The 25,934-nt window shown below is 60.0% G+C and carries 22 protein-coding genes and 1 pseudogene; 16 read left to right on the top strand and 7 right to left on the bottom strand.

The genetic code is table 11. The annotated features are described in order from the left end of the window. Positions 1 to 197 precede the first annotated feature (197 nt). The 4 genes from ACA044_RS05130 to ACA044_RS05145 form a co-directional block, all read right to left on the bottom strand. Positions 198 to 3,044: a valine--tRNA ligase gene (locus ACA044_RS05130; RefSeq protein WP_497445430.1), complete on the bottom strand. Its 2,847-nt coding sequence runs from the start codon at positions 3,042 to 3,044 to the stop codon at positions 198 to 200. A gap of 244 nt (positions 3,045 to 3,288) precedes the next feature. Beyond that, positions 3,289 to 3,672 (bottom strand): DNA polymerase III subunit chi, encoded by a 384-nt coding sequence (locus ACA044_RS05135; protein ID WP_497445431.1) that lies wholly within the window; start codon positions 3,670 to 3,672, stop codon positions 3,289 to 3,291. 8 nt (positions 3,673 to 3,680) lie between these two features. After that, positions 3,681 to 4,109 (bottom strand): DNA polymerase III subunit chi, encoded by a 429-nt coding sequence (locus ACA044_RS05140; RefSeq protein ID WP_497445432.1) that lies wholly within the window; start codon positions 4,107 to 4,109, stop codon positions 3,681 to 3,683. A 59-nt stretch (positions 4,110 to 4,168) separates the two neighbouring features. Next, positions 4,169 to 5,659 carry a leucyl aminopeptidase gene (locus ACA044_RS05145; RefSeq protein WP_497445433.1) on the bottom strand — a complete coding sequence of 497 codons (1,491 nt, stop codon included), beginning with the start codon at positions 5,657 to 5,659 and terminating at the stop codon, positions 4,169 to 4,171. 296 nt (positions 5,660 to 5,955) lie between these two features. On the opposite strand from ACA044_RS05145, the gene lptF reads away from it, so the two are divergent. The 8 genes from lptF to pdxJ all read left to right on the top strand — a co-directional run bounded on the left by lptF (position 5,956) and on the right by pdxJ (position 14,420). Beyond that, positions 5,956 to 7,074, top strand: coding sequence for an LPS export ABC transporter permease LptF (lptF, locus tag ACA044_RS05150; protein ID WP_497445434.1), 1,119 nt, complete (start codon positions 5,956 to 5,958; stop codon positions 7,072 to 7,074). Further along, entirely contained in the window at positions 7,067 to 8,128 is a 1,062-nt protein-coding gene (lptG, locus tag ACA044_RS05155) for an LPS export ABC transporter permease LptG (RefSeq protein ID WP_497445435.1), read from the top strand. The genes lptF and lptG overlap by 8 nt, the downstream gene beginning before the upstream one ends. A gap of 172 nt (positions 8,129 to 8,300) precedes the next feature. After that, positions 8,301 to 10,100 carry a translation elongation factor 4 gene (gene lepA / locus ACA044_RS05160; protein ID WP_497445436.1) on the top strand — a complete coding sequence of 600 codons (1,800 nt, stop codon included), beginning with the start codon at positions 8,301 to 8,303 and terminating at the stop codon, positions 10,098 to 10,100. A gap of 5 nt (positions 10,101 to 10,105) precedes the next feature. After that, positions 10,106 to 10,960, top strand: a complete 855-nt coding sequence (lepB, locus tag ACA044_RS05165) for a signal peptidase I (protein ID WP_497445437.1) — start codon at positions 10,106 to 10,108, stop codon at positions 10,958 to 10,960. A 184-nt stretch (positions 10,961 to 11,144) separates the two neighbouring features. Next, positions 11,145 to 11,834 (top strand): ribonuclease III, encoded by a 690-nt coding sequence (rnc, locus tag ACA044_RS05170; protein WP_052966248.1) that lies wholly within the window; start codon positions 11,145 to 11,147, stop codon positions 11,832 to 11,834. Beyond that, positions 11,827 to 12,729: a GTPase Era gene (era, locus tag ACA044_RS05175; protein WP_007936226.1), complete on the top strand. Its 903-nt coding sequence runs from the start codon at positions 11,827 to 11,829 to the stop codon at positions 12,727 to 12,729. The genes rnc and era overlap by 8 nt, the downstream gene beginning before the upstream one ends. A gap of 172 nt (positions 12,730 to 12,901) precedes the next feature. After that, on the top strand, positions 12,902 to 13,591 hold the full coding sequence (gene recO, locus ACA044_RS05180) for a DNA repair protein RecO (protein ID WP_305446811.1): 690 nt from the start codon (positions 12,902 to 12,904) through the stop codon (positions 13,589 to 13,591). An 82-nt stretch (positions 13,592 to 13,673) separates the two neighbouring features. Continuing rightward, positions 13,674 to 14,420 carry a pyridoxine 5'-phosphate synthase gene (gene pdxJ / locus ACA044_RS05185; RefSeq protein WP_008004962.1) on the top strand — a complete coding sequence of 249 codons (747 nt, stop codon included), beginning with the start codon at positions 13,674 to 13,676 and terminating at the stop codon, positions 14,418 to 14,420. Between the two features lie 129 nt (positions 14,421 to 14,549). On the opposite strand, the gene mltF is transcribed toward pdxJ, so the two are convergent. Further along, positions 14,550 to 16,010 (bottom strand): membrane-bound lytic murein transglycosylase MltF, encoded by a 1,461-nt coding sequence (mltF, locus tag ACA044_RS05190; protein WP_497445438.1) that lies wholly within the window; start codon positions 16,008 to 16,010, stop codon positions 14,550 to 14,552. Between the two features lie 274 nt (positions 16,011 to 16,284). On the opposite strand from mltF, the gene purL reads away from it, so the two are divergent. From purL to ACA044_RS05205, 3 genes and pseudogenes are all read left to right on the top strand, one after another. After that, positions 16,285 to 20,181 (top strand): phosphoribosylformylglycinamidine synthase, encoded by a 3,897-nt coding sequence (gene purL / locus ACA044_RS05195; protein ID WP_497445439.1) that lies wholly within the window; start codon positions 16,285 to 16,287, stop codon positions 20,179 to 20,181. A gap of 35 nt (positions 20,182 to 20,216) precedes the next feature. Beyond that, positions 20,217 to 20,528: an NGG1p interacting factor NIF3 gene (locus tag ACA044_RS05200; RefSeq protein WP_497445440.1), complete on the top strand. Its 312-nt coding sequence runs from the start codon at positions 20,217 to 20,219 to the stop codon at positions 20,526 to 20,528. A gap of 167 nt (positions 20,529 to 20,695) precedes the next feature. Then, positions 20,696 to 20,842, top strand: a pseudogene (locus ACA044_RS05205) (DUF6124 family protein); the annotation flags it as partial. A 470-nt stretch (positions 20,843 to 21,312) separates the two neighbouring features. Here the strand turns inward: ACA044_RS05205 and ACA044_RS05210 are convergent. Both ACA044_RS05210 and ACA044_RS05215 read right to left on the bottom strand, forming a co-directional pair. Beyond that, complete coding sequence (locus ACA044_RS05210) at positions 21,313 to 21,816, bottom strand: L,D-transpeptidase family protein (protein ID WP_497445441.1); 504 nt, start codon at positions 21,814 to 21,816, stop codon at positions 21,313 to 21,315. A gap of 65 nt (positions 21,817 to 21,881) precedes the next feature. Further along, positions 21,882 to 22,433, bottom strand: a complete 552-nt coding sequence (locus ACA044_RS05215) for an NUDIX hydrolase (protein ID WP_052966545.1) — start codon at positions 22,431 to 22,433, stop codon at positions 21,882 to 21,884. Between the two features lie 146 nt (positions 22,434 to 22,579). On the opposite strand from ACA044_RS05215, the gene ACA044_RS05220 reads away from it, so the two are divergent. From ACA044_RS05220 to purT, 5 genes are all read left to right on the top strand, one after another. Next, positions 22,580 to 23,179 (top strand): CoA pyrophosphatase, encoded by a 600-nt coding sequence (locus tag ACA044_RS05220; protein WP_497445442.1) that lies wholly within the window; start codon positions 22,580 to 22,582, stop codon positions 23,177 to 23,179. A 56-nt stretch (positions 23,180 to 23,235) separates the two neighbouring features. After that, complete coding sequence (locus ACA044_RS05225) at positions 23,236 to 23,760, top strand: gamma carbonic anhydrase family protein (protein ID WP_003221962.1); 525 nt, start codon at positions 23,236 to 23,238, stop codon at positions 23,758 to 23,760. Beyond that, positions 23,757 to 23,972 (top strand): DUF1289 domain-containing protein, encoded by a 216-nt coding sequence (locus ACA044_RS05230; protein ID WP_497445443.1) that lies wholly within the window; start codon positions 23,757 to 23,759, stop codon positions 23,970 to 23,972. The genes ACA044_RS05225 and ACA044_RS05230 overlap by 4 nt, the downstream gene beginning before the upstream one ends. Before the next feature lie 207 nt (positions 23,973 to 24,179). Further along, positions 24,180 to 24,647 carry a preQ0 transporter gene (locus tag ACA044_RS05235; protein ID WP_497445444.1) on the top strand — a complete coding sequence of 156 codons (468 nt, stop codon included), beginning with the start codon at positions 24,180 to 24,182 and terminating at the stop codon, positions 24,645 to 24,647. A gap of 89 nt (positions 24,648 to 24,736) precedes the next feature. Continuing rightward, the gene (gene purT, locus ACA044_RS05240) at positions 24,737 to 25,918 is read left to right on the top strand and encodes a formate-dependent phosphoribosylglycinamide formyltransferase (RefSeq protein WP_497445445.1); all 1,182 of its coding nucleotides are present in this window, start codon (positions 24,737 to 24,739) and stop codon (positions 25,916 to 25,918) included. The last annotated feature ends 16 nt before the right edge of the window (positions 25,919 to 25,934 follow it).

Consider the following 25,934-nt stretch of genomic DNA (forward strand, 5'->3'; position numbering starts at 1 on the left):
GGGTATTGTCCCACAGACAATAGCAGCGCGGGGGATCCCGTAGGAGCGAGGCTTGCCCGCGAAGAACGATAACGCGGTATGTCTGTTTGACCGCGTCGCGACCTTCGCGGGCAAGCCTCACTCCTACAGAAAGCGAAAAGGGCAGGCACAAAAAAGGGAGGCCACATGGACCTCCCTCTTTCATCGCGATTTACCCGTTACAAACTGGCAATCCGCGCATGCTGCTCGGCCAGCTTGCCCAGGGCTTGTTCAGCCTCGGCCAGTTTGGCGCGTTCCTTCTCGATGACGTCGCTAGGGGCCTTGTCGACGAAACCGGCGTTGGACAGCTTGCCGCCGACGCGCTGAACTTCGCCCTGCAGACGCAGGATTTCCTTGTCCAGACGTGCCAGTTCAGCGTCCTTGTCGATCAGGCCGGCCATTGGCACCAGCACTTCCATCTCGCCGACCAGTGCGGTGGCGGACAGTGGTGCTTCTTCGCCGGCCTTCAGGACGGTGATCGATTCGAGGCGAGCCAGCTTCTTCAGCAGGGCTTCGTTCTCGGTGAGACGGCGCTGATCTTCGGCGCTGACGTTTTTCAGGAACAGGTTCAGCGGTTTGCCCGGACCAATGTTCATTTCGCCACGGATGTTGCGCGTGCCGAGCATCAGGCCCTTGAGCCATTCGATGTCGTCTTCGGCGGCCTGATCGATGCGTGCCTCAACGGCCACTGGCCACGGTTGCAGCATGATCGTCTTGCCTTCGATACCGGCCAGCGGCGCGACGCGCTGCCAGATTTCTTCGGTAATGAACGGCATGAATGGATGCGCCAGACGCAGCGCGACTTCCAGCACGCGAACCAGCGTGCGACGGGTGCCACGCTGACGTTCGACCGGCGCGTTTTCGTCCCACAGCACAGGCTTGGAGAGTTCCAGGTACCAGTCGCAATACTGGTTCCAGATGAACTCGTACAAGGCTTGTGCCGCCAGGTCGAAGCGGAACTGATCGAGCTGACGGGTCACTTCGGCTTCGGTGCGTTGCAGCTGCGAGATGATCCAGCGATCCGCCAGGGACAGCTCGTAGGCTTCGCCGTTCTGGCCGCAGTCTTCGCCTTTGTCCAGCACGTAGCGCGCGGCGTTCCAGATTTTGTTGCAGAAGTTGCGATAGCCTTCGACGCGGCCCATGTCGAACTTGATGTCGCGACCGGTCGATGCCAGCGAGCAGAACGTGAAGCGCAGGGCGTCGGTGCCGTAGCTGGCGATGCCGTCGGCGAACTCGTCGCGGGTCTGCTTCTCGATCTTCTTCGCCAGTTTCGGCTGCATCATGCCGGAGGTGCGCTTCTGCACCAGCTCTTCCAGCTCGATGCCGTCGATGATGTCCAGCGGGTCCAGGACGTTGCCCTTGGACTTGGACATCTTCTGGCCCTGGCCATCACGTACCAGACCGTGCACATAAACGGTCTTGAACGGAACCTGTGGCGTGCCGTCTTCGTTTTTCACCAAGTGCATGGTGAGCATGATCATCCGGGCAACCCAGAAGAAAATGATGTCGAAACCGGTCACCAGCACGTCGGTGGAGTGGAATTTTTTCAGGAATTCGGTCTGCTCTGGCCAGCCGAGCGTGGAGAAGGTCCACAGGCCCGAACTGAACCAGGTATCCAGAACGTCGTTATCCTGTTGCAGTGCAACGTCCGGGCCGAGGTTGTTCTTGGCACGCACTTCGGCTTCGTCGCGACCGACATAGACCTTGCCCGACTCGTCGTACCAGGCCGGAATCCGGTGCCCCCACCACAGCTGACGGCTGATGCACCAATCCTGGATGTCGCGCATCCATGAGAAGTACATGTTTTCGTATTGTTTTGGCACGAACTGAATGCGGCCGTCTTCAACCGCAGCGATGGCCGGCTCGGCCAATGGCTTGGTGGAGACGTACCACTGGTCGGTCAGCCACGGCTCGATAATGGTGCCGGAGCGGTCGCCTTTCGGCACTTTCAGGGCGTGATCGTCGACGCTGACCAGCAGGCCGGCGGCTTCGAACGCAGCAACGATCTGCTTGCGCGCTTCGAAACGGTCCAGGCCGGCGTATTCGGCTGGAAGCTTGCCATCGACTTCGGTGTTCAGCGTGCCGTCCAGGTTGAACACCTGGGCTGCGGGCAGAACATTGGCGTTCTTGTCGAAGATGTTCAGCAGCGGCAGGTTGTGGCGCTTGCCGACTTCGTAGTCGTTGAAATCGTGGGCCGGGGTGATTTTCACGCAACCGGTGCCGAATTCAGGATCGCAGTAATCGTCGGCGATGATCGGGATGCGGCGGCCAACCAGCGGCAGCTCGACAAATTTGCCGATCAGGGCTTTGTAGCGTTCATCGTTGGGGTTAACGGCCACGGCGGCGTCGCCGAGCATGGTTTCCGGACGCGTGGTCGCGACGATCAGGTAATCGTTGCCTTCAGCGGTTTTGGCGCCGTCGGCCAGCGGGTACTTCAGGTTCCACAGGAAACCTTTCTCGTCGTGGTTTTCCACTTCGAGGTCGGAAATCGCCGTGTGCAGCTTGGTGTCCCAGTTGACCAGACGCTTGCCGCGGTAGATCAGGCCGTCTTCGTGCAGGCGCACGAACGCTTCTTTAACCGCTTCCGAGAGGCCGTCATCCATGGTGAAGCGCTCACGGCTCCAGTCCACGGACGAGCCGAGGCGGCGGATCTGACGGCTGATGTTGCCGCCGGACTGATCCTTCCACTCCCAGACTTTCTCGAGGAATTTTTCGCGGCCCAGATCATGGCGATTCTGGCCTTGGGCTTCGAGTTGACGCTCCACCAGCATTTGCGTGGCGATACCGGCGTGGTCGGTGCCCGGCTGCCACAGGGTGTTGCGACCCTGCATGCGGCGGAAACGGATCAGGGCGTCCATGATCGCGTTGTTGAAGCCGTGACCCATGTGCAGGCTGCCGGTGACGTTCGGCGGCGGGATCATGATGGTGTAGGACTCGCCCGCGCCTTGCGGGGCGAAGTAATTCTCGGACTCCCAGGTGTTGTACCAGGAAGTTTCAATGGCGTGCGGCTGGTAGGTCTTATCCATGCGCGGCGGGACCCTATTGGCATTTATTCAGGAAAAGCCGGCAAGTATAGCGGGGCGTGGGGCGTAGGGCGAGCAGGTGCGGACTGTGGCGAGGGGGTTTACCCCCGTTGGGTCGCGAAGCGGCCCCAAAACCTGCCACCGTGGTGGTCTGGCGGACCGCATGCTCAGATATTGCGACTGCTTCGCAGCCGAACGGGGGCAAGCCCCCTCGCCACAGCAAGCCCGTACCCACAGGGGATTGGTGTTACTCGTATTGGCTGAGCAACCGTTCCATCCGCGCATCCAACCGGCGTTTGATTTCGGTTTCGATGTGCGGGGCAAAGTCGTCGATCACGTCTTGCATGATCAATTGCGCGGCAGCGCGCAGTTCGCTGTCCAGGTGCAGCAGCGCGTCGGGGCCTTTGCTGGCGGCAGGTAAAGGTTGTGCGGCAGGGGCGGAGGGCGGCTGTTCGACCTGTGGCGCATTGCTGACGGTGTCGAACAACATCGGAATCTGTTCCTGATCACCTTCGATGACCGCGTCGGTCAGCAAGGGCGGTTGCAGGTTGTCATTGCCGAGCAGTTGGCGGATCGACTCGAGGTCATCCAGCAGGTGCGCGGACTTTTGCTGCGGTTTTGGAGTGTCCATCGGAATGCTCAGAGTCGCTGTAAACGGTGGTCTTGCAGAGGATAGCCCTGTTCGCGGTAGAAACGGAAACTCTCCCGCGCAGCCATACGAATCGTCGGATCTTCCACCACCACTTCCGCCACACGGGCGAATTGGCTGGCGAAGGCCGGGACTTTCAGGTCGAGATTGACCAGCAGATCCTGATGCTGACCGCAGTCATCGCCAAGACCCAGGACAATCAGACCCTCCGGCTCGCTTTCGGCGGGACCGTGGGGCACGAAGCTTTCGCCCTTGAAGGCCCACAAGCGCGCATCGAGGTCGTCACGCTGGGCGGCATCGCTGCAATGCAGGTAAATGCGGTGGCCCATGCGCCAGGCTTTTTCGGTGAGCTTGCAGGCGAAATCCAGCCGTGCCGAAGGATCGGCGCTGGGCAGGATATAGAAGTCGACTTTGGTCATTGCGGTTCCTGAGCTTTGAGCGGCGTCACGGAAGGCGACGCCGCTCAAAGTCATCGGTTTCAGGCTTTGGCGCGGTCCAGCAGGTATTGGGTCAGCAGGGGAACCGGACGGCCAGTGGCGCCCTTGTCCTTGCCGCCGCTGGTCCAGGCCGTGCCGGCGATGTCCAGGTGCGCCCAGTTCAGGTTCTTGGTGAAGCGCGACAGGAAGCAGGCAGCGGTGATAGCGCCGGCTTTCGGGCCGCCAATGTTGGCGATGTCGGCGAACGGGCTGTCCAGCTGCTCTTGATATTCATCGAACAGCGGCAGTTGCCAGGCGCGGTCGTCGGCGGATTGGCCGGCGCTCAGCAGTTGGCCGATCAGCTCGTCGTTGTTGCCCAGCAGGCCCGACGTGTGAGAACCCAGTGCGACAACACAAGCGCCGGTCAGGGTGGCGATGTCGATCACGGCTTGCGGTTTGAAGCGCTCGGAGTAGGTCAGGGCATCGCACAGCACCAGACGGCCTTCGGCGTCGGTGTTGAGGATTTCCACGGTCTGGCCGCTCATGGTGGTGACGATGTCGCCAGGGCGCGAAGCATTGCCGCTCGGCATGTTCTCGGCGCAGGCCAGGATGCACACGAGGTTGATCGGCAGTTTCAGCTCAAGCACGGCACGCAGGGTGCCGAACACGCTGGCGGCGCCGCCCATGTCGTACTTCATTTCATCCATGCCGGCACCGGGCTTGAGGCTGATGCCGCCGGTGTCGAAGGTGATGCCTTTGCCGACCAGCGCGTATGGCTTCTCGGATTTCTTGCCACCGTTGTATTGCATGACGATCAGGCGTGGTGGCTGGGCGCTGCCCTGGCCGACCGCGTAGAACGAACCCATGCCCAGGTCCTTGATCTTTTTCTCATCGAGGACTTCGACTTTCAGGCTCTTGAATTCTTTGCCCAGGCTCTTGGCTTGTTCGCCAAGGAAGGTTGGGTGGCAGATGTTTGGCGGCAGGTTACCCAGGTTGCGGGTAAGCGCCATGCCGTTGGCAATCGCGGTGGCGTGGGCCGCGGCGCGTTCGATTTCAGCCTGTGCCGCCTTGATGGTCACCAGGGTGACTTTCTTCAGGGTGCGAGGTTCGGCTTTCTGGCTCTTGAGCTGGTCGAAGGTGTACTCGCCGTCCACCAGGGTTTCGGCCAGCAGGCGGGTCTTGCCGTAGCTGTCGCGGCCTTTGACCACGACTTCGTCCAGGGCCAGCACTGCGTCGCTGCCGCCCAGGCCTTTAAGGGTGTTGAGGATGCCGGCGATGATTTTACGGAACGGGCGGTCGCCCAGCTCTTCATCTTTGCCCACGCCCACCAGCAGCACGCGTTCGGCCTTGAGGTTCGGCAGGCTGTGCAGCAACAGGCTCTGGCCGACTTTGCCGGCCAGGTCGCCGCGCTTGAGTACTGCGCTGATAGCGCCGCCACTCAGTTCGTCGAGTTGTTTGGCAGCGGCGCCGAGCTTGCGGCCTTCGCCGACGGCGACCACCAGCGTGGCGGTCTTCAACGTTTCCGGGCTAACGCTTTTTACAACCAGTTCCATGTCTGGGTCCCTGAATTAATGGTCAAAGTGCGCGACGCGCAGAGGCTTGCTTATAAGTAGAAAGACGCAGGTAGCAGTGCCAGCGACAAAGGCCGCAGTTTGAACCTCGCTACCGGCGCCTGACAACCCTCGGTCGCGCGAACTTCGGTGGTTCAGGTGTCTGCTTGAGCGTGCGCAGTGACAGGCGCACCCAATCACAGGATAATGCGCCATCTTTTTCGGCGGCTCTGCCTTGCGGGCCGACCGATACGTTTGTTTGTTTGGCCGCTTAGCCTGACAACCCTGGAGTGTCTGGTTTGATTGTCTTCCGTTATCTATCCCGCGAAGTCCTGTTGACCTTGAGCGCCGTCAGCGCCGTGCTGCTGGTCATCATCATGAGCGGACGCTTTATCAAATACCTCGCCCAGGCGGCTTCTGGCGCCCTGGATCCGGGCTCGCTGTTCCTGATCATGGGCTTCCGGATGCCGGGTTTCCTGCAGTTGATCCTGCCTTTGGGGCTGTTTCTCGGGATTTTGCTGGCCTACGGTCGTCTGTACCTCGACAGCGAAATGACCGTGCTGTCGGCTACCGGCATGAGCCAGCAACGCCTGTTTCAGATGACCCTGTTTCCGGCCACGCTGGTTGCACTGGTGGTGGCATGGCTGAGCCTGAGCCTGGCGCCACAAGGTGCCAACCAGTTCCAGCTGCTGCTGAACAAACAGGACGCACTGACCGAATTCGATACCCTGGAGCCAGGCCGCTTTCAGGCCTTGCGCGACGGTACTCGCGTGACCTACACCGAACAATTGTCGGATGACCGCATCAATCTGGGCGGCGTGTTCATTTCGCAAAAGAATATAAATTCCGACAAAAAGGATCGGGGAATTTCCGTGCTGGTGGCCGAGAAGGGACGTCAGGAAATTCGCCCCGACGGTAACCGTTATCTGATCCTCGACAACGGCTACCGCTACGATGGCAATCCGGGTCAGGCCGACTACCGCGCTATCAAATACGAAGAGTACGGCGTACTGCTGCCCAAGCCGGACGTCAGCGACGAAGTGACCGATCGCGATGCGATGACCACCCGCTCTCTACTGGGCAGTGATGACATCCGCTCGCGTACCGAACTGCAATGGCGTCTGTCTCTGCCGTTGCTGGTCTTCATCGTGACCCTGATGGCGGTGCCGCTGTCGCGGGTCAACCCGCGCCAGGGGCGTTTCCTCAAGCTGCTGCCGGCGATTCTTCTTTATATGGCTTACCTGACCATCCTGATTGCCGCTCGCGGCGCCCTCGAGAAGGGCAAGATCCCGCCGGCATTAGGCTTGTGGTGGGTGCATGCGATCTTCTTGGTCATCGGTCTGGGCTTGCTGTACTGGGAGCCGTTGCGCTTGAAGATGGCGAGTCGCCGCAGTGCGCTGGAGGTGGCCCGTGGATAAGCTCGATCGCTACATTGGTAGCAGCGTGTTCATCGCGATCCTGGCCGTGCTGGGGATCATTCTGGGTCTGGCGACGCTGTTTGCCTTCATCGACGAGATGAGCGACGTCAGCGATACCTACACGCTGGTGGATGTCCTGAGCTATGTACTGCTGACTGCGCCCCGCCGTCTGTACGACATGTTGCCGATGGCGGCGTTGATCGGTTGCCTGATCGGCCTCGGCAGCCTGGCCAGCCACAGCGAACTGACCATCATGCGCGCCGCCGGTGTTTCCATCGGGCGGATCGTCTGGGCCGTCATGAAGCCGATGCTGCTTTTGATGGTGGTGGGGTTGGTGATTGGCGAATACGTCGCGCCGGCCACGGAAGTCACTGCTCAGGCCAACCGCTCGCTGGCCCAGGGCAGTGGCGATGCGCAAAGCGCCAAGCACGGCCTGTGGCACCGTCAGGGTGACGAGTTCATTCACGTCAACTCCGTGCAACCCAACGGTCTGCTGTATGGCGTGACCCGTTATCGTTTCGACGATCAACGCCACATGCTGTCTTCGAGTTTCGCCAAACGCGCGGAATTCGATGCGGATCATTGGCAGCTGACCGATGTCACGACCACGCTGTTCCATGACAAAAGCACCGAGGTGGTCACCACCCCGGTCGAGCGCTGGGACGTGGCGTTGAGCCCGCAGCTGCTGAGTACCGTGGTGATGGCGCCCGAGTCGCTGTCGATCACCGGTCTGTGGGGTTACATCCACTATCTGGCCGACCAAGGCTTGAGCAACGGTCGTTACTGGCTGGCATTTTGGGTCAAGGTGTTGCAGCCGCTGGTGACCGCCGCATTGGTGCTGATGGCGATTTCCTTCATCTTCGGTCCGCTGCGTTCGGTGACCCTCGGTCAGCGGGTGTTTACCGGTGTTCTGGTGGGCTTCACCTTCCGCATTGTCCAGGATTTGCTCGGGCCTTCGAGCCTGGTGTTCGGTTTCTCGCCGCTGTTTGCGGTGCTGGTGCCGGCCGGTGTCTGTGCCCTGGCCGGTGTCTGGTTGCTGCGCCGGGCCGGTTGATCGCGGGTTATTCCCGATATGACTTGTCACTCAAAACGCCCCTGTCGCAAGACCGGGGCGTTTTTTGTAGGCGCCGTCTGACCTGCGAACGTGACGCTTGCGCCGTGGATCAGGTACAATTCCCGGCTATTTTTCGGCGGGCTATGCCTGCAGCCTTTTTGAGTGTTGATCCGTGAGTGATTTGAGTCATATCCGCAATTTCTCCATCATCGCCCACATTGACCATGGCAAGTCGACGCTGGCCGATCGCTTCATCCAGATGTGCGGCGGCCTTGCCGAGCGCGAAATGGAAGCCCAGGTGTTGGACTCCATGGACCTGGAGCGTGAACGCGGGATCACCATCAAGGCCCACAGTGTCACCCTTTATTACACCGCTCGCGATGGCATCAAGTACCAGCTGAACTTCATTGACACCCCCGGCCACGTCGACTTCACCTACGAAGTCAGCCGGTCGCTGGCGGCCTGTGAAGGTGCGTTGCTGGTGGTCGATGCCGGTCAGGGCGTTGAAGCGCAGTCGGTTGCCAACTGCTACACGGCGATCGAGCAGGGCCTGGAAGTCATGCCGGTCCTGAACAAGATCGACCTGCCTCAGGCCGATCCGGAGCGCGTCAAAGAAGAAATCGAAAAAATCATCGGCATCGATGCCACCGACGCGGTCGAGTGCAGTGCCAAGACCGGTCTGGGCGTCGACGAAGTGCTCGAGCGCCTCGTTACCACCATTCCTGCGCCAACCGGCAACATCGAAGATCCGCTGCAAGCGTTGATCATCGACTCCTGGTTCGACAACTACCTGGGCGTTGTTTCCCTGGTTCGCGTGCGTCACGGTCGTGTGAAAAAGGGCGACAAGATTCTGGTCAAGTCCACCGGCAAGATCCACCTGGTGGACAGCGTCGGCGTTTTCAACCCGAAACACACCGCCACCGTTGACCTGAAGGCCGGCGAAGTGGGCTTCATCATTGCTGGCATCAAGGACATTCACGGTGCACCGGTCGGTGACACCCTGACCTTGAGCTCCACGCCAGACGTTGACGTGCTGCCAGGTTTCAAACGCATTCAGCCACAGGTGTACGCCGGTCTGTTCCCGGTCAGCTCCGACGACTTCGAAGATTTCCGTGAAGCCCTGCAAAAGCTCACCCTCAACGACTCGTCCCTGCAGTACACCCCGGAAAGCTCCGACGCCCTGGGCTTCGGCTTCCGTTGCGGGTTCCTCGGCATGCTGCACATGGAAATCATCCAGGAGCGCCTGGAGCGCGAGTACGACCTGGACCTGATTACCACCGCGCCGACGGTAATTTTCGAGCTGTTGCTGAAAACCGGCGAAACGATTTACGTCGACAACCCGTCCAAGCTCCCGGACCTGTCGTCGATCGAAGACATGCGCGAACCGATCGTGCGGGCCAATATCCTTGTGCCGCAAGAGCACCTCGGTAACGTCATCACCCTGTGTATCGAAAAGCGTGGCGTGCAACACGACATGCTGTTCCTCGGTACCCAGGTACAAGTGACCTACGATTTGCCGATGAACGAAGTGGTTCTCGACTTCTTCGATCGTCTGAAATCCACCAGCCGTGGCTATGCTTCGCTGGATTACCATTTCGATCGTTATCAATCGGCTAATCTGGTGAAGCTGGATGTGCTGATCAACGGTGACAAAGTCGACGCCCTGGCGCTGATTGTGCACCGCGACAATGCGCACTACAAAGGTCGCCAGTTGACCGAGAAGATGAAAGAACTGATTCCACGTCAGATGTTCGACGTCGCGATCCAGGCCGCCATTGGCGGGCAGATTATTGCGCGGACCTCTGTCAAGGCACTCAGAAAGAACGTATTGGCCAAATGCTACGGCGGTGACGTTAGCCGTAAGCGCAAGCTGTTGGAAAAGCAAAAGGCCGGTAAGAAACGCATGAAGCAAGTCGGTAACGTGGAAATTCCACAAGAAGCCTTCCTTGCAGTGCTCAGGTTGGATAGTTAGGTCCTATGTCACTAAATTTCCCGCTGTTGCTGGTCATCGCCGTGTTCGTCTGCGGCCTGTTGGCGTTGCTCGATCTGCTTTTCCTGGCGCCGCGTCGGCGGGCCGCCATTGCCTCCTATCAGGGCAGCGTCAGCCAGCCTGATGGGGTGGTGGTCGAGAAACTGAACAAAGAGCCGCTGCTGGTCGAGTACGGCAAGTCGTTCTTCCCGGTATTGTTCATCGTGCTGGTACTGCGTTCGTTCCTGGTGGAACCGTTCCAGATTCCTTCCGGCTCGATGAAACCGACCCTGGACGTCGGCGACTTCATTCTGGTGAACAAATTTTCTTACGGGATCCGCCTGCCGGTAATCGACAAGAAAGTCATCGAGGTCGGTGATCCGCAGCGCGGCGATGTCATGGTGTTCCGCTACCCGAGCGACCCGAACGTCAATTACATCAAGCGTGTGGTGGGCCTGCCGGGTGACCAGATTCGTTACACCGCCGACAAGCGTCTGTTCGTCAACGGTGAGTCGATCGCCGAACAACTGGTCGGCTCTGAGCCGGGTACGTTGGGCAGCGCCGAGCTCTACAAGGAAAAACTCGGTGTCGCCGAGCATCTTATCCGCAAGGAAATGAGCCGCTACCGCGCAACGCCGGATCGTTCGTGGACCGTGCCTGCCGGGCACTACTTCATGATGGGCGACAACCGCGACAACTCGAACGACAGTCGCTACTGGGATGATCCGAGTATTCCCAAGGATCTGCTGGGCATGGTTCCCGACAAGAATATCGTCGGCAAGGCCTTCGCAGTCTGGATGAGCTGGCCGGAACCCAAACTCAGTCACCTGCCGAATTTCTCGCGGGTTGGCCTGATCAAGTAATCACACACGGCGCTGTTGAACACAGCGCCGAATGCATTTCTGGAGCCGGCACAACCCGCGCCAGAAGCATGAAGCCAACGATATTCAGGACGTTATTTTTGAACACAGCGTTAATTGTCCCAAGCCTACGCCGCACCACGGCGATGGCGGTGGAATCCAGCCACGAACTCAGCGTGGGTAAACCGTGAGCGTCTCCTTAAGCCGTCTCGAGCGTCAGCTCGGCTACACCTTCAAAGACCAGGAGCTGATGGTCCTGGCCCTGACTCACCGCAGCTTTGCCGGGCGCAACAACGAACGCCTGGAGTTCCTCGGTGATGCCATCCTCAACTTCGTCGCTGGCGAGGCGCTGTTCGATCGTTTCCCGTTGGCCCGTGAAGGCCAGTTATCGCGTTTACGCGCACGCCTGGTGAAAGGTGAGACCCTGGCCGTACTGGCCCGTGGTTTCGACCTGGGCGAATACCTGCGCCTGGGCTCCGGGGAATTGAAAAGCGGCGGTTTCCGTCGCGAGTCGATTCTGGCCGATGCCCTGGAAGCGCTGATCGGTGCGATCTACCTGGACGCCGGCATGGACATGGCGCGCGAGCGCGTGCTGGCCTGGCTGGCTGGAGAGTTCGAAGGCCTGACGCTGGTCGACACCAACAAAGATCCGAAAACCCGCCTGCAAGAATTCCTGCAGTCCCGTGGTTGTGAGCTGCCGCGTTACGAAGTGGTGGATATCCAGGGTGAGCCGCATTGCCGGACGTTCTTCGTCGAATGTGAAATCATCTTACTGAATGAAAAAAGCCGAGGTCAGGGTGTGAGTCGTCGTATTGCCGAACAGGTAGCGGCCGCCGCAGCACTGATTGCCCTGGGCGTGGAGAATGGCCATGACTGATTCAACCGCAACTCGCTGTGGCTATGTCGCCATCGTCGGCCGTCCCAACGTGGGCAAGTCCACACTGCTGAACCACATTCTGGGTCAGAAGCTGGCGATCACTTCGCGCAAACCGCAGACCACCCGTCACAACATGCTCGGCATCAAGACCGAAGGCGACGTGCAGGCGATCTACGTCGACACCCCGGGCATGCACAAGGGCGGCGAAAAGGCCCTGAACCGCTACATGAACAAGACCGCTTCGGCGGCGTTGAAAGACGTCGACGTGGTGATCTTCGTGGTTGACCGCACCAAGTGGACCGATGAAGACCAAATGGTCCTCGAGCGTGTTCAGTACGTGACCGGCCCACTGATCGTGGCGCTGAACAAGACCGACCGTATCGAAGACAAATCCGAGCTGATGCCGCACCTGACCTGGTTGCAGGAACAGCTGCCGAACGCGCAGATCATGCCGATCTCGGCCCAACACGGGCACAACCTGGACACGCTGGAGCGAGTGATCGCCGAGCACCTGCCGGAAAACGATCACTTCTTCCCGGAAGATCAGATCACCGACCGCAGCAGCCGCTTCCTTGCTGCTGAGCTGGTGCGCGAGAAAATCATGCGCCAGTTGGGCGCCGAGCTGCCGTACCAGATCACCGTGGAAATCGAAGAGTTCAAGCAACAGGGCAAAACCCTGCACATCCATGCCTTGATCCTCGTCGAACGTGACGGCCAGAAGAAAATCATCATTGGTGACAAGGGCGAGCGCATCAAGCGCATCGGCACCGAGGCGCGCAAGGACATGGAGCTGCTGTTCGACTCCAAGATCATGCTAAACCTGTGGGTCAAAGTGAAAGGTGGCTGGTCCGACGACGAACGCGCCCTGCGTTCGCTGGGTTACGGCGACCTGTAAACCCGGTCTGCGCTGCACCGTAGAACCCTGTGGGAGCGGGCTTGCCCGCGATGAGGATGTAACATTCAGCGCAGATGTTGAATGTAAGTCTGCCATCGCGGGCAAGCCCGCTCCCACATTGGTTTTGGGTTGTTTGTAAAACTGCGCTCTTTCATTGAGAACTGCGATTTCCATGTCGACCACCGCGCCAACCGGCCAACCCGCCTACGTACTCCACAGTCGCGCCTACCGCGAAAGCAGTGCACTGGTGGATTTCCTCACGCCGCAAGGTCGGCTGCGGGCGGTGTTGCGTAGCGCGCGGGGCAAGGCCGGGACGTTGGCGCGGCCTTTCGTGCCGCTGGAAGTCGAGTTCCGTGGCCGGGGCGAGTTGAAAAACGTCGGCCGCATGGAAAGCGCCGGTGTTTCCACCTGGCTCAACGGCGAGGCGCTGTTCAGCGGTCTCTATCTCAACGAATTGCTGATTCGCCTGTTGCCCGCCGAAGACCCTCATCCCGCGGTCTTCGATCACTACGCCGCGACCTTGCTCGCTCTGGCCGAAGGCCGTCCGCTGGAGCCGTTGCTGCGCTCCTTCGAATGGCGTTTACTCGACGACCTCGGCTACGGCTTCGCGTTGAACACTGACATCCACGGCGATCCCATTGCACCGGATGGCCTCTACCGCTTGCAAGTGGATGCAGGTCTGGAGCGGGTCTATCTGCTGCAACCGGGTCTGTTCAACGGCACTGAACTGCTAGCCATGGCCGACGCCGACTGGTCCGCGCCTGGTGCGCTGTCCGCCGCCAAGCGCTTGATGCGTCAGGCGCTGGCCGTTCACCTGGGCGGACGTCCACTGGTCAGTCGCGAGTTGTTTCGAAAGCCGTAGGATCTGTTGATGCTTGCGTCAACAGACCTTATCTCCCCGTGTATGCTGTGCACCGAACTTTTCCATTTTCAGGAGCGCTTCCGTGACCACCAGCAATCGCATTCTTCTTGGCGTGAACATCGACCATGTTGCCACCCTGCGTCAGGCCCGGGGTACTCGCTACCCGGATCCGGTCAAGGCTGCACTGGACGCGGAAGAGGCGGGCGCTGACGGCATCACCGTGCATCTGCGCGAAGACCGTCGGCATATTCAGGAGCGCGACGTGCTGCTGCTCAAGGACGTGCTGCAAACCCGCATGAACTTCGAAATGGGCGTCACCGAAGAAATGATGGCCTTCGCCGAGCGCATCCGCCCGGCCCACATCTGTCTGGTCCCGGAAACCCGTCAGGAGCTGACCACCGAGGGCGGTCTGGACGTGGCGGGGCAGGAGGCACGGATCAAGGCTGCGGTGGATCGCCTGGCGAAGATCGGCTGCGAAGTGTCGCTGTTCATCGACGCTGACGAGCGACAGATCGAAGCATCCCGCCGTGTCGGTGCGCCGGCCATTGAATTGCACACCGGGCGTTATGCAGACGCCGAGACGCCAACCGAAGTCGCTGAAGAGTTGAAGCGCGTGGCCGATGGCGTGGCATTCGGTCTGGCTCAGGGCCTGATCGTCAACGCCGGTCACGGCCTGCATTACCACAACGTTGAAGCGGTTGCGGCGATCAAGGGCATCAACGAACTGAACATCGGCCATGCGCTGGTGGCCCATGCGTTGTTCGTCGGGTTCAAGTCGGCTGTATCGGAGATGAAGGCGCTGATCCTGGCTGCCGCACTAAAGGGTTGAGGTCGGCGGCGCTCCCTTCGCGGGCAAGCCTCGCTCCTACAGGTTCGAATCGATCCGCAATTGTGTGTTCGACGCAAACCTGTAGGAGCGAGGCTTGCCCGCGAAGGCGTCATCGGAGACAACAACAATTTAAAGCGGCGGGGTTTCCTGATTCGGCTTGGTCTTGTCGACCCCCGGCACATGGAGGTTGCCCTCCGCGACCTGATTGCCTTCCAGTTGCGGCTGCGTGACCCACGTCAGAATGTCGTAGTAACGACGGATGTTCGCCACAAAATGCACCGGCTCGCCGCCTCGGGCATAGCCGTAACGAGTCTTGCTGTACCACTGCTTCTGCGACAGGCGCGGCAGGATCTTCTTCACGTCCAGCCACTTGTCCGGGTTCAACCCTTCCTTGGCCGCCAGTTTGCGCGCGTCATCCAGGTGACCGCTGCCGACGTTGTAGGCTGCCAGCGCGAACCAGGTACGATCCGGCTCCTGGATCGACTCGTCCAATTGCTCCTTCATATAGGCCAGGTACTTCGCGCCGCCCATGATGCTTTGCTTGGGGTCGAGGCGATTGGACACGCCCATGGCTTGCGCCGTGTTCTGGGTCAGCATCATCAATCCGCGCACGCCGGTCTTGGACGTGACCGCCGCTTGCCATAGCGATTCCTGATAGCCGATCGCCGCCAGCAGGCGCCAGTCGACTTTCTCTTTCTTGGCGTACGTCTTGAAGTGCTGTTCGTACTTGGGTAGGCGCTGCTGCAAATGCTGGGCGAAGGTGTAGGCGCCCATGTACCCCAGCACGTCGACGTGCCCGTAATAGCGGTCTTTGAGGCGTTGCAGGGTGCCGTTTTTCTTCACTTTGTCGAGGTAGGTGTTGATCTCGTTGAGCAGGCTGTTGTCTTCGCCGGCGGCCACGGCCCAGCTCTGATTGCTGGCGTCACCGAGATCGAAGGCGACTCGCACGTTGGGGAAGTAGACCTGGTTCATCGCGACTTCGTTGGAATCGACCAGGGTCAGATCGATCTGAGCTTCGTCGACCATGCGCAGCAAGTCGACGACTTCAAATGCGTCGGATTCTTCGTATTCAATGCCAGGGTACTTCTTTTTCAGCTCTGCCAATTGCTCGGCGTGGGTGCTGCCCTTGAGCACCATGATCTTCTTGCCGACCAGATCGCCTGCGTCGGTCGGCCGTGACTGGCCGTTGCGGTAGATGATTTGTGGGGTGACTTCGAGGTAGGAGTGGGAAAACCGCACCTGCTGTTTGCGTTGCTCGCTGCTGACCAGGCCGGCAGCCGCCAGCACCGGGCCATTCGGCTTGCCCACCTGGCTGAACAGGTCGTTGAGGTTGTCGGCGGTTTCGATCTTGAGTTCCACCCCCAGATCGTCGGCGAAGCGCTTCACCAGCTCGTATTCGAAGCCGGTTTCACCGTTGCGATCCTGAAAGTAGGTGGCGGGACTGTTACGGGTAACCACCCGCAGCACGCCATCCTCCTTTACGCGCTCCAGCGTGTTGGGTTTATCAACACAGCCACTGAGCACCAGGAAGAGTCCGGTTGCGATCAGCCATTTGGCGTACCGCGGACGCAAAGCCGTTGGGGAAAACATTTGCGCAGTATACGCAAAGGACCACGAGCGCCATATCTCGACAGCGAAGGGCTTGTCTGCTAGAGAGTCTAAAACCCGCTTGGAGCCCGCAGGAATGGGCTCGAACAGCATTTTGTGACAGAAAAAATAACCCCCGGCGCGTATCTATTTAAGGCCAGAATACCCGGCCCGACGTTCGGGTACAGCCTTGCGTACCGTTTCGGGTGATGTCGCGGGCGGTTTAGGCTAGAATGCACGGCCTCAAAGCACACCCCTTCCCGAGGCTGTCCCGAAGATGTTGATCCTGCGCGGCGCTCCTGCCCTTTCTGCCTTTCGCCACAGCAAACTCCTTGAGCAACTGAGCCAGAAGGTTCCGGCTGTCAGTGGCTTGTATGCTGAATTCGCTCACTTCGCCGAAGTTACCGGCGTCCTGACCGGCGACGAACAGCAGGTGCTCGCGCGCCTTCTGAAGTACGGCCCTAGCGTTCCGGTACAAGAGCCGACCGGTCGTCTGTTTCTGGTGTTGCCGCGTTTCGGTACCATCTCGCCGTGGTCCAGTAAAGCCAGCGACATCGCTCGCAACTGCGGCCTGACCAAGATCCAGCGCCTGGAGCGCGGCATCGCGTTCTACGTCGCCGGCCAGTTCAGCGATGCCGAAGCGCAGCTGGTCGCAGGCGTCTTGCACGACCGCATGACCCAGATCGTATTGGGCAACCTTGAACAAGCCGCCGGCCTGTTCAGCCACGCCGAACCCAAGCCCCTGACCGCGATCGACGTGCTGGGTGGCGGCCGCGCCGCGCTGGAAAAAGCCAACGCCGAGCTGGGCCTGGCCCTGGCCGAAGATGAAATCGACTACCTGGTCAACGCCTTCGTCGGCTTGAAGCGCAACCCGCACGACATCGAACTGATGATGTTCGCCCAGGCAAACTCCGAGCATTGCCGTCACAAGATTTTCAACGCCAGTTGGGATATTGACGGTCAGAGCCAGGAAAAAAGCCTGTTCGGCATGATCAAGAACACCTACCAGATGCACAGCGAAGGCGTTCTGTCGGCTTATAAGGACAACGCCTCGGTGATTGTCGGCTCCGTCGCCGGCCGTTTCTTCCCGGACCCTGAAACCCGCCAGTACGGCGCGGTGCAGGAGCCGGTGCACATCCTGATGAAAGTCGAAACTCACAACCACCCGACCGCGATTGCCCCATTTCCGGGCGCCTCCACCGGTAGCGGCGGCGAGATCCGCGACGAAGGTGCAACCGGTCGCGGCGCCAAGCCCAAGGCTGGCCTGACCGGTTTCACCGTATCCAACCTGCAAATCCCGGGTTTCGAACAGCCGTGGGAAGTGCCGTACGGCAAGCCTGAGCGCATCGTTACCGCGCTGGACATCATGATCGAAGGCCCACTGGGTGGCGCCGCGTTCAACAACGAATTCGGTCGTCCGGCCCTGACCGGCTACTTCCGTACCTTCGAACAATCGATCACCACCCCGCGTGGCGACGAAGTTCGCGGTTACCACAAGCCGATCATGCTGGCTGGCGGTATGGGTAACATCCGTGCCGAACACGTGCAGAAAGGCGAGATCACCGTTGGCTCCAAGCTGATCGTCCTCGGCGGGCCGGCAATGCTCATCGGCCTGGGCGGCGGTGCAGCCTCTTCCATGGCCACCGGCACCAGCTCGGCGGATCTGGACTTCGCATCCGTACAGCGCGAAAACCCGGAAATGGAGCGCCGCTGCCAGGAAGTCATCGACCGTTGCTGGCAGTTGGGTGAACACAACCCGATCAGCTTCATCCATGACGTCGGCGCCGGCGGTCTGTCCAACGCCTTCCCGGAACTGGTCAACGATGGCAACCGTGGTGGCCGTTTCGAACTGCGCAACATTCCAAACGACGAGCCGGGCATGGCCCCGCACGAAATCTGGAGTAACGAATCCCAGGAACGCTACGTTCTGGCGGTCGGCCCGGCGGACTTCGAACGCTTCCAGGCGATCTGCGAACGTGAGCGCTGCCCGTTTGCGGTGGTAGGCGAAGCCACTGCCGAGCCGCAACTGACCGTGACCGACAGTCACTTCGGCAACAGCCCGGTGGATATGCCGCTCGAAGTGCTGCTGGGCAAAGCCCCGCGCATGCATCGTTCGGCAGTTCGCGAAAACGAGCTGGGCGATGATTTCGATCCGTCGACCCTCGAGATCGCCGACTGCGTCGAGCGCGTCCTGCATCACCCGGCCGTAGCGAGCAAAAGCTTCCTGATCACCATCGGCGACCGCACCATCACCGGCCTCGTGGCCCGTGATCAGATGGTCGGCCCGTGGCAGGTTCCGGTGGCCGACGTTGCCGTCACCGCCACCAGCTTCGACGTCTACACCGGTGAAGCCATGGCCATGGGCGAGCGTACTCCGCTGGCACTGCTGGACGCTCCGGCGTCGGGCCGCATGGCCATCGGCGAAACCCTGACCAACATCGCGGCTTCGCGCATCGCCAAAATCTCCGACATCAAACTGTCGGCCAACTGGATGTCCGCTGCCGGTCACCCAGGTGAAGACGCGCGTCTGTACGACACCGTGAAAGCGGTCGGCATGGAATTGTGCCCTGAGCTCGGCATCACCATTCCGGTGGGCAAGGACTCCATGTCCATGGCCACGCGCTGGAACGACGAAGGCGTCGACAAGACTGTCACTTCGCCGATGTCGTTGATCGTGACCGGTTTCGCGCCAGTGGCTGACATCCGTCAGACCCTGACCCCGGAACTGCGCATGGACAAGGGCACCACCGACCTGATCCTGATAGATCTGGGCCGTGGCCAAAACCGCATGGGTGCCTCGATCCTGGCCCAGGTTCACGGCAAGCTCGGCTCGCAAGCGCCGGACGTTGACGATTCCGAAGACCTCAAAGCCTTCTTCGCCGTGATCCAGGGCCTCAACGCCGACGGTCACCTGCTGGCTTACCACGACCGTTCCGACGGTGGTCTGCTGACCAGCGTGGTGGAAATGGCTTTCGCCGGCCACTGCGGCCTGAGCCTGAACCTCGACGGTCTGGCAGAAACCTCCGCCGACATCGCCGCGATCCTGTTCAACGAAGAACTGGGCGCCGTGATCCAGGTTCGCCAGGACGCCACCCCGGACATCCTCGCGCAGTTCAGCGCCGCTGGCCTGGGCGATTGCGTGTCGGTGATCGGTCAGCCAATGAACAACGGCCAGATCAACATCACCTTCAACGGTGACACCGTGTTCGAAGGTCAGCGTCGTCTGCTGCAACGTCAGTGGGCAGAGACCAGCTACCAGATCCAGCGTCTGCGTGATAACGCCGACTGCGCCGAACAAGAATTCGACGTGCTGCTGGAAGAAGACAACCCGGGTCTGAGCGTCAAGTTGAGCTACGACGTCAACCAGGACGTCGCCGCGCCTTACATCAAGAAAGGCATCCGCCCACAGGTTGCCGTGCTGCGTGAGCAGGGCGTCAACGGTCAGGTGGAAATGGCGGCTGCGTTCGACCGCGCTGGCTTCAACGCGATCGACGTGCACATGAGCGACATTCTGGCCGGCCGTGTCGACCTGAACGAGTTCAAAGGTCTGGTGGCTTGCGGCGGTTTCTCCTACGGCGACGTACTGGGTGCCGGTGAAGGCTGGGCCAAGTCCGCGCTGTTCAATAGCCGTGCTCGCGATGCGTTCCAGGGCTTCTTCGAACGTAATGACAGCTTCACCCTCGGCGTGTGCAACGGTTGCCAGATGATGTCCAACCTGCACGAACTGATCCCGGGCAGCGAGTTCTGGCCGCACTTCGTGCGTAACCGTTCCGAGCAGTTCGAAGCTCGCGTGGCGATGGTGCAGATCCAGGAGTCGAACTCGATCTTCCTGCAAGGGATGGCTGGTTCGCGCATGCCGATCGCCATTGCCCACGGTGAAGGCCATGCCGAATTCGCCAGCGAAGAAGCGTTGCTGGAAGCCGATCTGTCGGGTTGCGTGGCGATGCGTTTCGTCGACAACCACGGCAAGGTCACCGAAAACTACCCGGCCAACCCGAACGGCTCGCCGCGCGGGATCACCGGTTTGACCAGTCGTGACGGTCGCGTGACCATCATGATGCCGCACCCGGAGCGTGTATTCCGCGCCGTGCAGAACTCGTGGCGTTCGGAAGACTGGAACGAAGACGCACCTTGGATGCGTATGTTCCGTAATGCTCGCGTCTGGGTTAACTAAGAGCGGGTTAACTAAGAACGAGTGAACTAAGCGCCATGTACAAGCTCTGCTTTTTTGTTCCGGCCAGTCATGTCGAGGTGGTCAAAAGCGCCGTGTTCGCTGCGGGTGGTGGGCGGATCGGGGCTTATGAACACTGTGCCTGGCAGGTGTTTGGCTTGGGTCAGTTTCGTCCACTGGATGGCAGTCAGCCGTTCATGGGTGAAGCGGGGCAGGTCGAACAGGTTGAGGAATGGAAGGTTGAGCTTGTGGTCAGCGATGAGTTGATTCGGGCGGTGGTGGTGGCTCTGAAAGAGAGCCACCCCTATGAGACGCCGGCTTATGAAGTGTGGCGGTTGGAGGATTTCTGATCTTCCTGGCCGCTGAAATGAGAAACCCGCTGAAGTGATTTCAGCGGGTTTTTTATTGGCTGCGATTTAGAACGTGGCGGCCTGACAGCCGACCAACCTCTCTCAGACATACACCGACCCACCTGTAGGAGCGAGGCTTGCCCGCGAAGACGGCCTGACAGCCGACCGAAACCCTGGCCTCGGCGAATGTCATGGCCAGTGAATTGGCTTTCGATCTCACCGGCCCAAGCTGCAATCTGGCCTTGGGCATTCAGCAGATGATTTCCCTGGCGGAGTTGTCGGTGAACCGGGTGCTGGATCATCTGGACCTGTGACGGTCAGCGGTCTTTGAGATTTTCATTGGTCGTGCGGACCTCTTCGCGGGCAAGCCTCGCTCTTACAGAAGGATGGTGTTGGATACTTAACGTGCGACCGACACATAACCCGTAGGAGCGAGGCTTGCCCGCGAAGACTGACTCTCAGCCGCCAAAAATCTAAACCCTGGCACTCACCTCACTACGATTGACCAAAGCCTCCAGCGCATTTTTGAAAGCAAAGATCGCAGCCTGCGGCAGCGCCTACAGGGAGAATTGGTATCTAGCCCGCAGGCTGCGATCTTTTTAATTTATTTTTCGATGCCGACCGAAGGTAGCGGCCAGACATGTGGCGAGGGAGCTTGCTCCCGCTGGGGCGCGAAGCGGCCCTCGAATTAGCGAATGCGGTTTCAGATAGCGCTTTGGGGCCGCTCCGCAGCCCAGCGGGAGCAAGCTCCCTCGCCACAGGCAAGCCCCGCCATAAGTGTGGGTTAAGGACGAATCTCAATCATCGTACCGTCCGGCACCAGGCCCCAGACTTCGCGCATGTCCATGTTGCGCATGGCGATGCAGCCATCGGTCCAGTCCAGCGTGTGGAACAAGTCTTCAGGATTCTCTTCGGTGTCTGGAGTACCGTGGATCATGATCATGCCGCCAGGCTCGACGCCTTCACGCCGGGCGCGGGCGGCGTCGCTGATGTTGGGGTAGGAGATGTGCATCGACAGGTTGAAACGGTCACTGATCTTGCGCCAGTCCACCCAATAAAAGCCTTCGGGGGTGCGTTTGTCACCCTCCATCAGCTTTGGCCCCGTGGGGCGTTTGCCCAGGGAAATGCGATAGGTCTTGATCGGCTTGCCGTCATTGATCAATTGCAATTGGTGGGCAGATTTGAGAACCAGAACTTTTTCGATGACTTTGCCGTCCAGCGTTTCCGTGGAGGAAGCTTGGCTGACAGCGACGAACGATAAGCAAAAAACGGCAAGCAACCAGCGCATTGAAACGATATCCCTAAGAGGTGTCGCGATTATTAATTTTATAGATGCTTTTATGTGTAGGCGCGTTAAATGATGGCAGGTTGGACCAGCGGCGGGATCGATTCGGATCGCACGGGGTAGACCTCGGTCCGCCGGTCAGCGAAGAAGTATTCTAAGGTACGCCCCACCGTGCGGAAAGCCAGTTCGCCCCAAGGGATGTCGGCTTCTTCGAACAGTTGCACTTCCAGGCTCTCGGGGCCCGCGGAAAAATCCAGGTCCACCAGCTCGGCGCGAAAGAACACATGCACCTGGCTGATGTGCGGCACGTCGATCAGCGTATAGATACTCAGGTTGCGCACCCGGGCACAGGCTTCTTCGGCGGTCTCGCGAATGGCGGCCTGTTCGATGGTCTCACCGTTTTCCATGAAGCCGGCGGGCAGGGTCCAGTAACCGAGCCGTGGCTCGATGGCGCGACGGCACAGCAACACCTTCGAACCCCAGGTCGGCACGCAACCGGCGACAATATTGGGGTTCTGGTAATGGATGGTATGACAGCTGTCGCAGACAAAACGCAGGCGCGAATCGCCTTCGGGAATGCGCTGGGTTACCGGGTTGCCGCATTGGCTGCAAAATTTCATGCTTGGGTTCCTGAATGCTGCGCCTATCTTGGCGTGCAGCGGTGTCGGTCGGCAAGTTGTCGTTTCGCGACATGAGGCTGTTCGGGGCTTGGGCGGCCGGTGCGATTGGTGCATGATGCAGGGTAAGGCACAGATCGAGAAGACTCATGCTGGACGAGCTACTGCACCGGGTAAGCAATCACACGCCGCGTACGCTGGAAACCGACCTGCGTTTCCCCGAAGCCGCGGTATTGGTGCCTATCACGCGCAGTGACGAACCGGAATTGGTCCTGACCCTTCGCGCCAGCGGGCTCTCGACCCATGGCGGCGAAGTTGCCTTCCCCGGCGGTCGACGCGACCCCGAAGACCCTGACCTGATTTTTACCGCCCTGCGCGAAGCCGAAGAAGAAATCGGCCTGCCACCGGGGCTGGTCGAAGTGGTCGGCCCACTGAGCCCTCTGATCTCCCTGCACGGCATCAAGGTCACGCCCTATGTCGGCGTGATTCCGGATTTCGTCGAATACCGGGCCAACGATGCCGAGATCGCCGCGGTGTTCAGCGTGCCGCTGGAGTTCTTCCGCAAGGACCCGCGAGAGCACACCCACCGCATCGACTATCAGGGCCACAGTTGGTACGTGCCGAGCTACCGTTATGGCGAATACAAGATCTGGGGGCTGACGGCGATCATGATCGTCGAGTTGATCAACCTGCTCTATGACGCGAAAATCAGCCTGCATCAGCCGCCCAAGAGTTTTATCAACACCTGAAGCCATCGTTTGTATGGCGTTAATTCGCGGCTGCCTGAGCCCTTGAGGACAATAAGATGAAATATCGCCTGGGCGACGCCCGCGTCGACACCCATCCGCAGAGCTGGGTCGCACCCAATGCCGTACTGGTGGGCAAGGTCAAACTGGAAGAGGGTGCCAACGTCTGGTTCAACGCCGTGTTGCGTGGCGACAACGAATTGATCCTGATCGGCAAGAACAGCAACGTTCAGGACGGTACCGTAATGCACACCGACATGGGCTACCCGCTGACCATCGGCACCGGCGTGACCATTGGCCACAACGCCATGCTCCACGGCTGTACGGTGGGCGATTACAGCTTGATCGGCATCAACGCGGTAATCCTCAACGGCGCGAAAATCGGCAAGAACTGCATCATCGGCGCCAACTCACTGATCGGCGAAGGCAAGGAGATTCCTGATGGTTCGCTGGTCATGGGCTCACCGGGCAAGGTGGTACGCGAATTGACCGAGCCGCAAAAGAAGATGCTCGAAGCCAGCGCCGCCCACTATGTGCACAACTCGCAGCGTTATGCCCGCGATCTGGTCGAGCAGGAAGAATGAGTGCCACTGAACGACCTGTCCCGTCGCCGTGCGTGAACATTTGTGCGCTGGATGAAGATGACATTTGCACCGGGTGTCAGCGCACGGTGGGAGAAATCACCCGCTGGAGCCGGATGGACAACGCAGAGCGGCGCAAGGTGTTGGGGTTGTGCCATGAGCGGGCGAAGTCGAGTGGGTTGGTTTGGATGTTGCCTTCCAAATCCAAATCCTGAGTCGTTTGGCGTTTTTGTGGCGAGGGAGCTTGCTCCCGCTGGGCTGCGAAGCAGCCCCCAAACCGACTACGTTCTATCTGACGCACCGCATCCGCTGATTTCAGGGCCGCTTCGCAACCCAGCGGGAGCAAGCTCCCTCGCCACAGGTGATCTGTGCGCTGGAGATGAAGTACCCTGTGCACCAAATTGACAGGTATCCCCACGCCCATGCTCTTCCTGATCGCCTACATCAGCAGCGTCGTGCTGATCAATTATGCTTTTTCCACCGCCCCGCACCTGGACATCATCTGGTCGGCTTGGGGTGGTCTGGTGTTCGTGCTGCGCGACATGGTGCAAACCCGCTTCGGCCACGGCGCGATCGCGGCGATGCTGGTGGCGCTGGTGCTGTCCTACGTCACCTCCGACCCGTCTATTGCCCTCGCCAGTGCCACGGCGTTCGCGGTGTCCGAGTGCATCGACTGGCTGGTGTTCAGCATCACCAAGCGTCCGTTGCATGATCGTCTGTGGATAAGTTCGGCCCTGAGCATCCCGCTGGACACCTTCATCTTCTTCGGCATGATCGATGCGCTCACACCGGGCGTGATCCTTACCGCACTGGGTTCGAAGTTCGCCGGTGTGACGGCCGTTTGGCTGATCATGGCCTGGCGCTTGCGAAATCAGGCCGTCGCCAGCTGAAGCGAAACCCTCAGGTTCATGTAAAATGCCGCGCTTTCTCCCCATGGGAAGCGTGCTTCCCTCGATGATCCGCTTCTTGAGGACCTGAGATGACCCGTATCGGAACTCCATTGTCGCCAACCGCGACCCGCGTATTGCTGTGTGGCTGTGGTGAGTTGGGCAAGGAAGTGGTGATCGAGCTGCAACGCCTGGGCGTTGAAGTGATTGCCGTGGATCGTTACGCCAACGCGCCGGCCATGCAAATCGCCCATCGCAGCCATGTGATCAACATGCTCGACGGCGCCGCCCTGAGGGCGGTGATCGAAGCCGAGAAACCGCACTTCATCGTGCCGGAAATCGAAGCCATCGCCACCGCGACCCTGGTGGAGCTGGAATCCGAAGGCTTCACCGTGATTCCGACCGCTCGCGCCGCGCAGCTGACCATGAACCGCGAAGGTATCCGTCGCCTGGCCGCTGAAGAGCTCGACCTGCCGACCTCGCCGTACCACTTCGCCGATACCTTCGAAGACTACAGCAAAGCCGTCGAAAACCTCGGTTTCCCATGCGTGGTCAAGCCGGTCATGAGTTCCTCGGGCAAAGGCCAGAGCCTGCTGCGCAGCGTCGATGACGTGCAGAAGGCCTGGGATTATGCTCAAGAGGGTGGCCGCGCCGGTAAAGGTCGCGTGATCATCGAAGGCTTCATCGACTTCGATTACGAAATCACCCTGCTGACTGTGCGTCACGTTGGCGGCACTACGTTCTGCGCGCCAGTGGGCCACCGTCAGGAGAAGGGCGACTACCAGGAATCCTGGCAGCCACAAGCCATGAGCCCGGTTGCCCTGGCTGAATCCGAGCGCGTTGCCAAAGCCGTGACCGAAGCCCTGGGTGGCCGTGGTCTGTTTGGCGTCGAGTTGTTCATCAAGGGTGATCAGGTCTGGTTCAGCGAAGTCTCGCCGCGCCCGCATGACACCGGTCTGGTGACCCTGATTTCTCAGGACCTGTCGCAGTTCGCGCTGCACGCACGGGCGATCCTGGGCTTGCCGATTCCATTGATCCGTCAGTTCGGGCCTTCGGCTTCGGCGGTGATTCTGGTGGAAGGGCAGTCGACTCAGACTGCTTTCGCCAACCTGGGTGCTGCGCTGAGCGAGCCGGATACCGCGTTGCGTCTGTTCGGCAAGCCTGAGGTCAATGGCCAGCGTCGAATGGGTGTGGCGTTGGCGCGTGATGAATCGATTGAAGCGGCTCGTGCGAAAGCGACCCGTGCTTCTCAGGCTGTTGTTGTAGAGCTGTAAACCGAGACGCGGCATT

Source organism: Pseudomonas sp. LBUM1673, assembly GCF_059695645.1.

Coding starts and splice junctions, on each gene's coding strand:
- ACA044_RS05130 (WP_497445430.1), bottom strand. CDS start 3,044: ATGGATAAGACCTACCAGCCGCACGCCATTGAAACTTCCTGGTACAAC.
- ACA044_RS05135 (WP_497445431.1), bottom strand. CDS start 3,672: ATGGACACTCCAAAACCGCAGCAAAAGTCCGCGCACCTGCTGGATGAC.
- ACA044_RS05140 (WP_497445432.1), bottom strand. CDS start 4,109: ATGACCAAAGTCGACTTCTATATCCTGCCCAGCGCCGATCCTTCGGCA.
- ACA044_RS05145 (WP_497445433.1), bottom strand. CDS start 5,659: ATGGAACTGGTTGTAAAAAGCGTTAGCCCGGAAACGTTGAAGACCGCC.
- lepB (WP_497445437.1), top strand. CDS start 10,106: ATGTCACTAAATTTCCCGCTGTTGCTGGTCATCGCCGTGTTCGTCTGC.
- era (WP_007936226.1), top strand. CDS start 11,827: ATGACTGATTCAACCGCAACTCGCTGTGGCTATGTCGCCATCGTCGGC.
- recO (WP_305446811.1), top strand. CDS start 12,902: ATGTCGACCACCGCGCCAACCGGCCAACCCGCCTACGTACTCCACAGT.
- mltF (WP_497445438.1), bottom strand. CDS start 16,010: ATGTTTTCCCCAACGGCTTTGCGTCCGCGGTACGCCAAATGGCTGATC.
- purL (WP_497445439.1), top strand. CDS start 16,285: ATGTTGATCCTGCGCGGCGCTCCTGCCCTTTCTGCCTTTCGCCACAGC.
- ACA044_RS05200 (WP_497445440.1), top strand. CDS start 20,217: ATGTACAAGCTCTGCTTTTTTGTTCCGGCCAGTCATGTCGAGGTGGTC.
- ACA044_RS05210 (WP_497445441.1), bottom strand. CDS start 21,816: ATGCGCTGGTTGCTTGCCGTTTTTTGCTTATCGTTCGTCGCTGTCAGC.
- ACA044_RS05215 (WP_052966545.1), bottom strand. CDS start 22,433: ATGAAATTTTGCAGCCAATGCGGCAACCCGGTAACCCAGCGCATTCCC.
- ACA044_RS05220 (WP_497445442.1), top strand. CDS start 22,580: ATGCTGGACGAGCTACTGCACCGGGTAAGCAATCACACGCCGCGTACG.
- ACA044_RS05225 (WP_003221962.1), top strand. CDS start 23,236: ATGAAATATCGCCTGGGCGACGCCCGCGTCGACACCCATCCGCAGAGC.
- ACA044_RS05230 (WP_497445443.1), top strand. CDS start 23,757: ATGAGTGCCACTGAACGACCTGTCCCGTCGCCGTGCGTGAACATTTGT.
- ACA044_RS05235 (WP_497445444.1), top strand. CDS start 24,180: ATGCTCTTCCTGATCGCCTACATCAGCAGCGTCGTGCTGATCAATTAT.
- purT (WP_497445445.1), top strand. CDS start 24,737: ATGACCCGTATCGGAACTCCATTGTCGCCAACCGCGACCCGCGTATTG.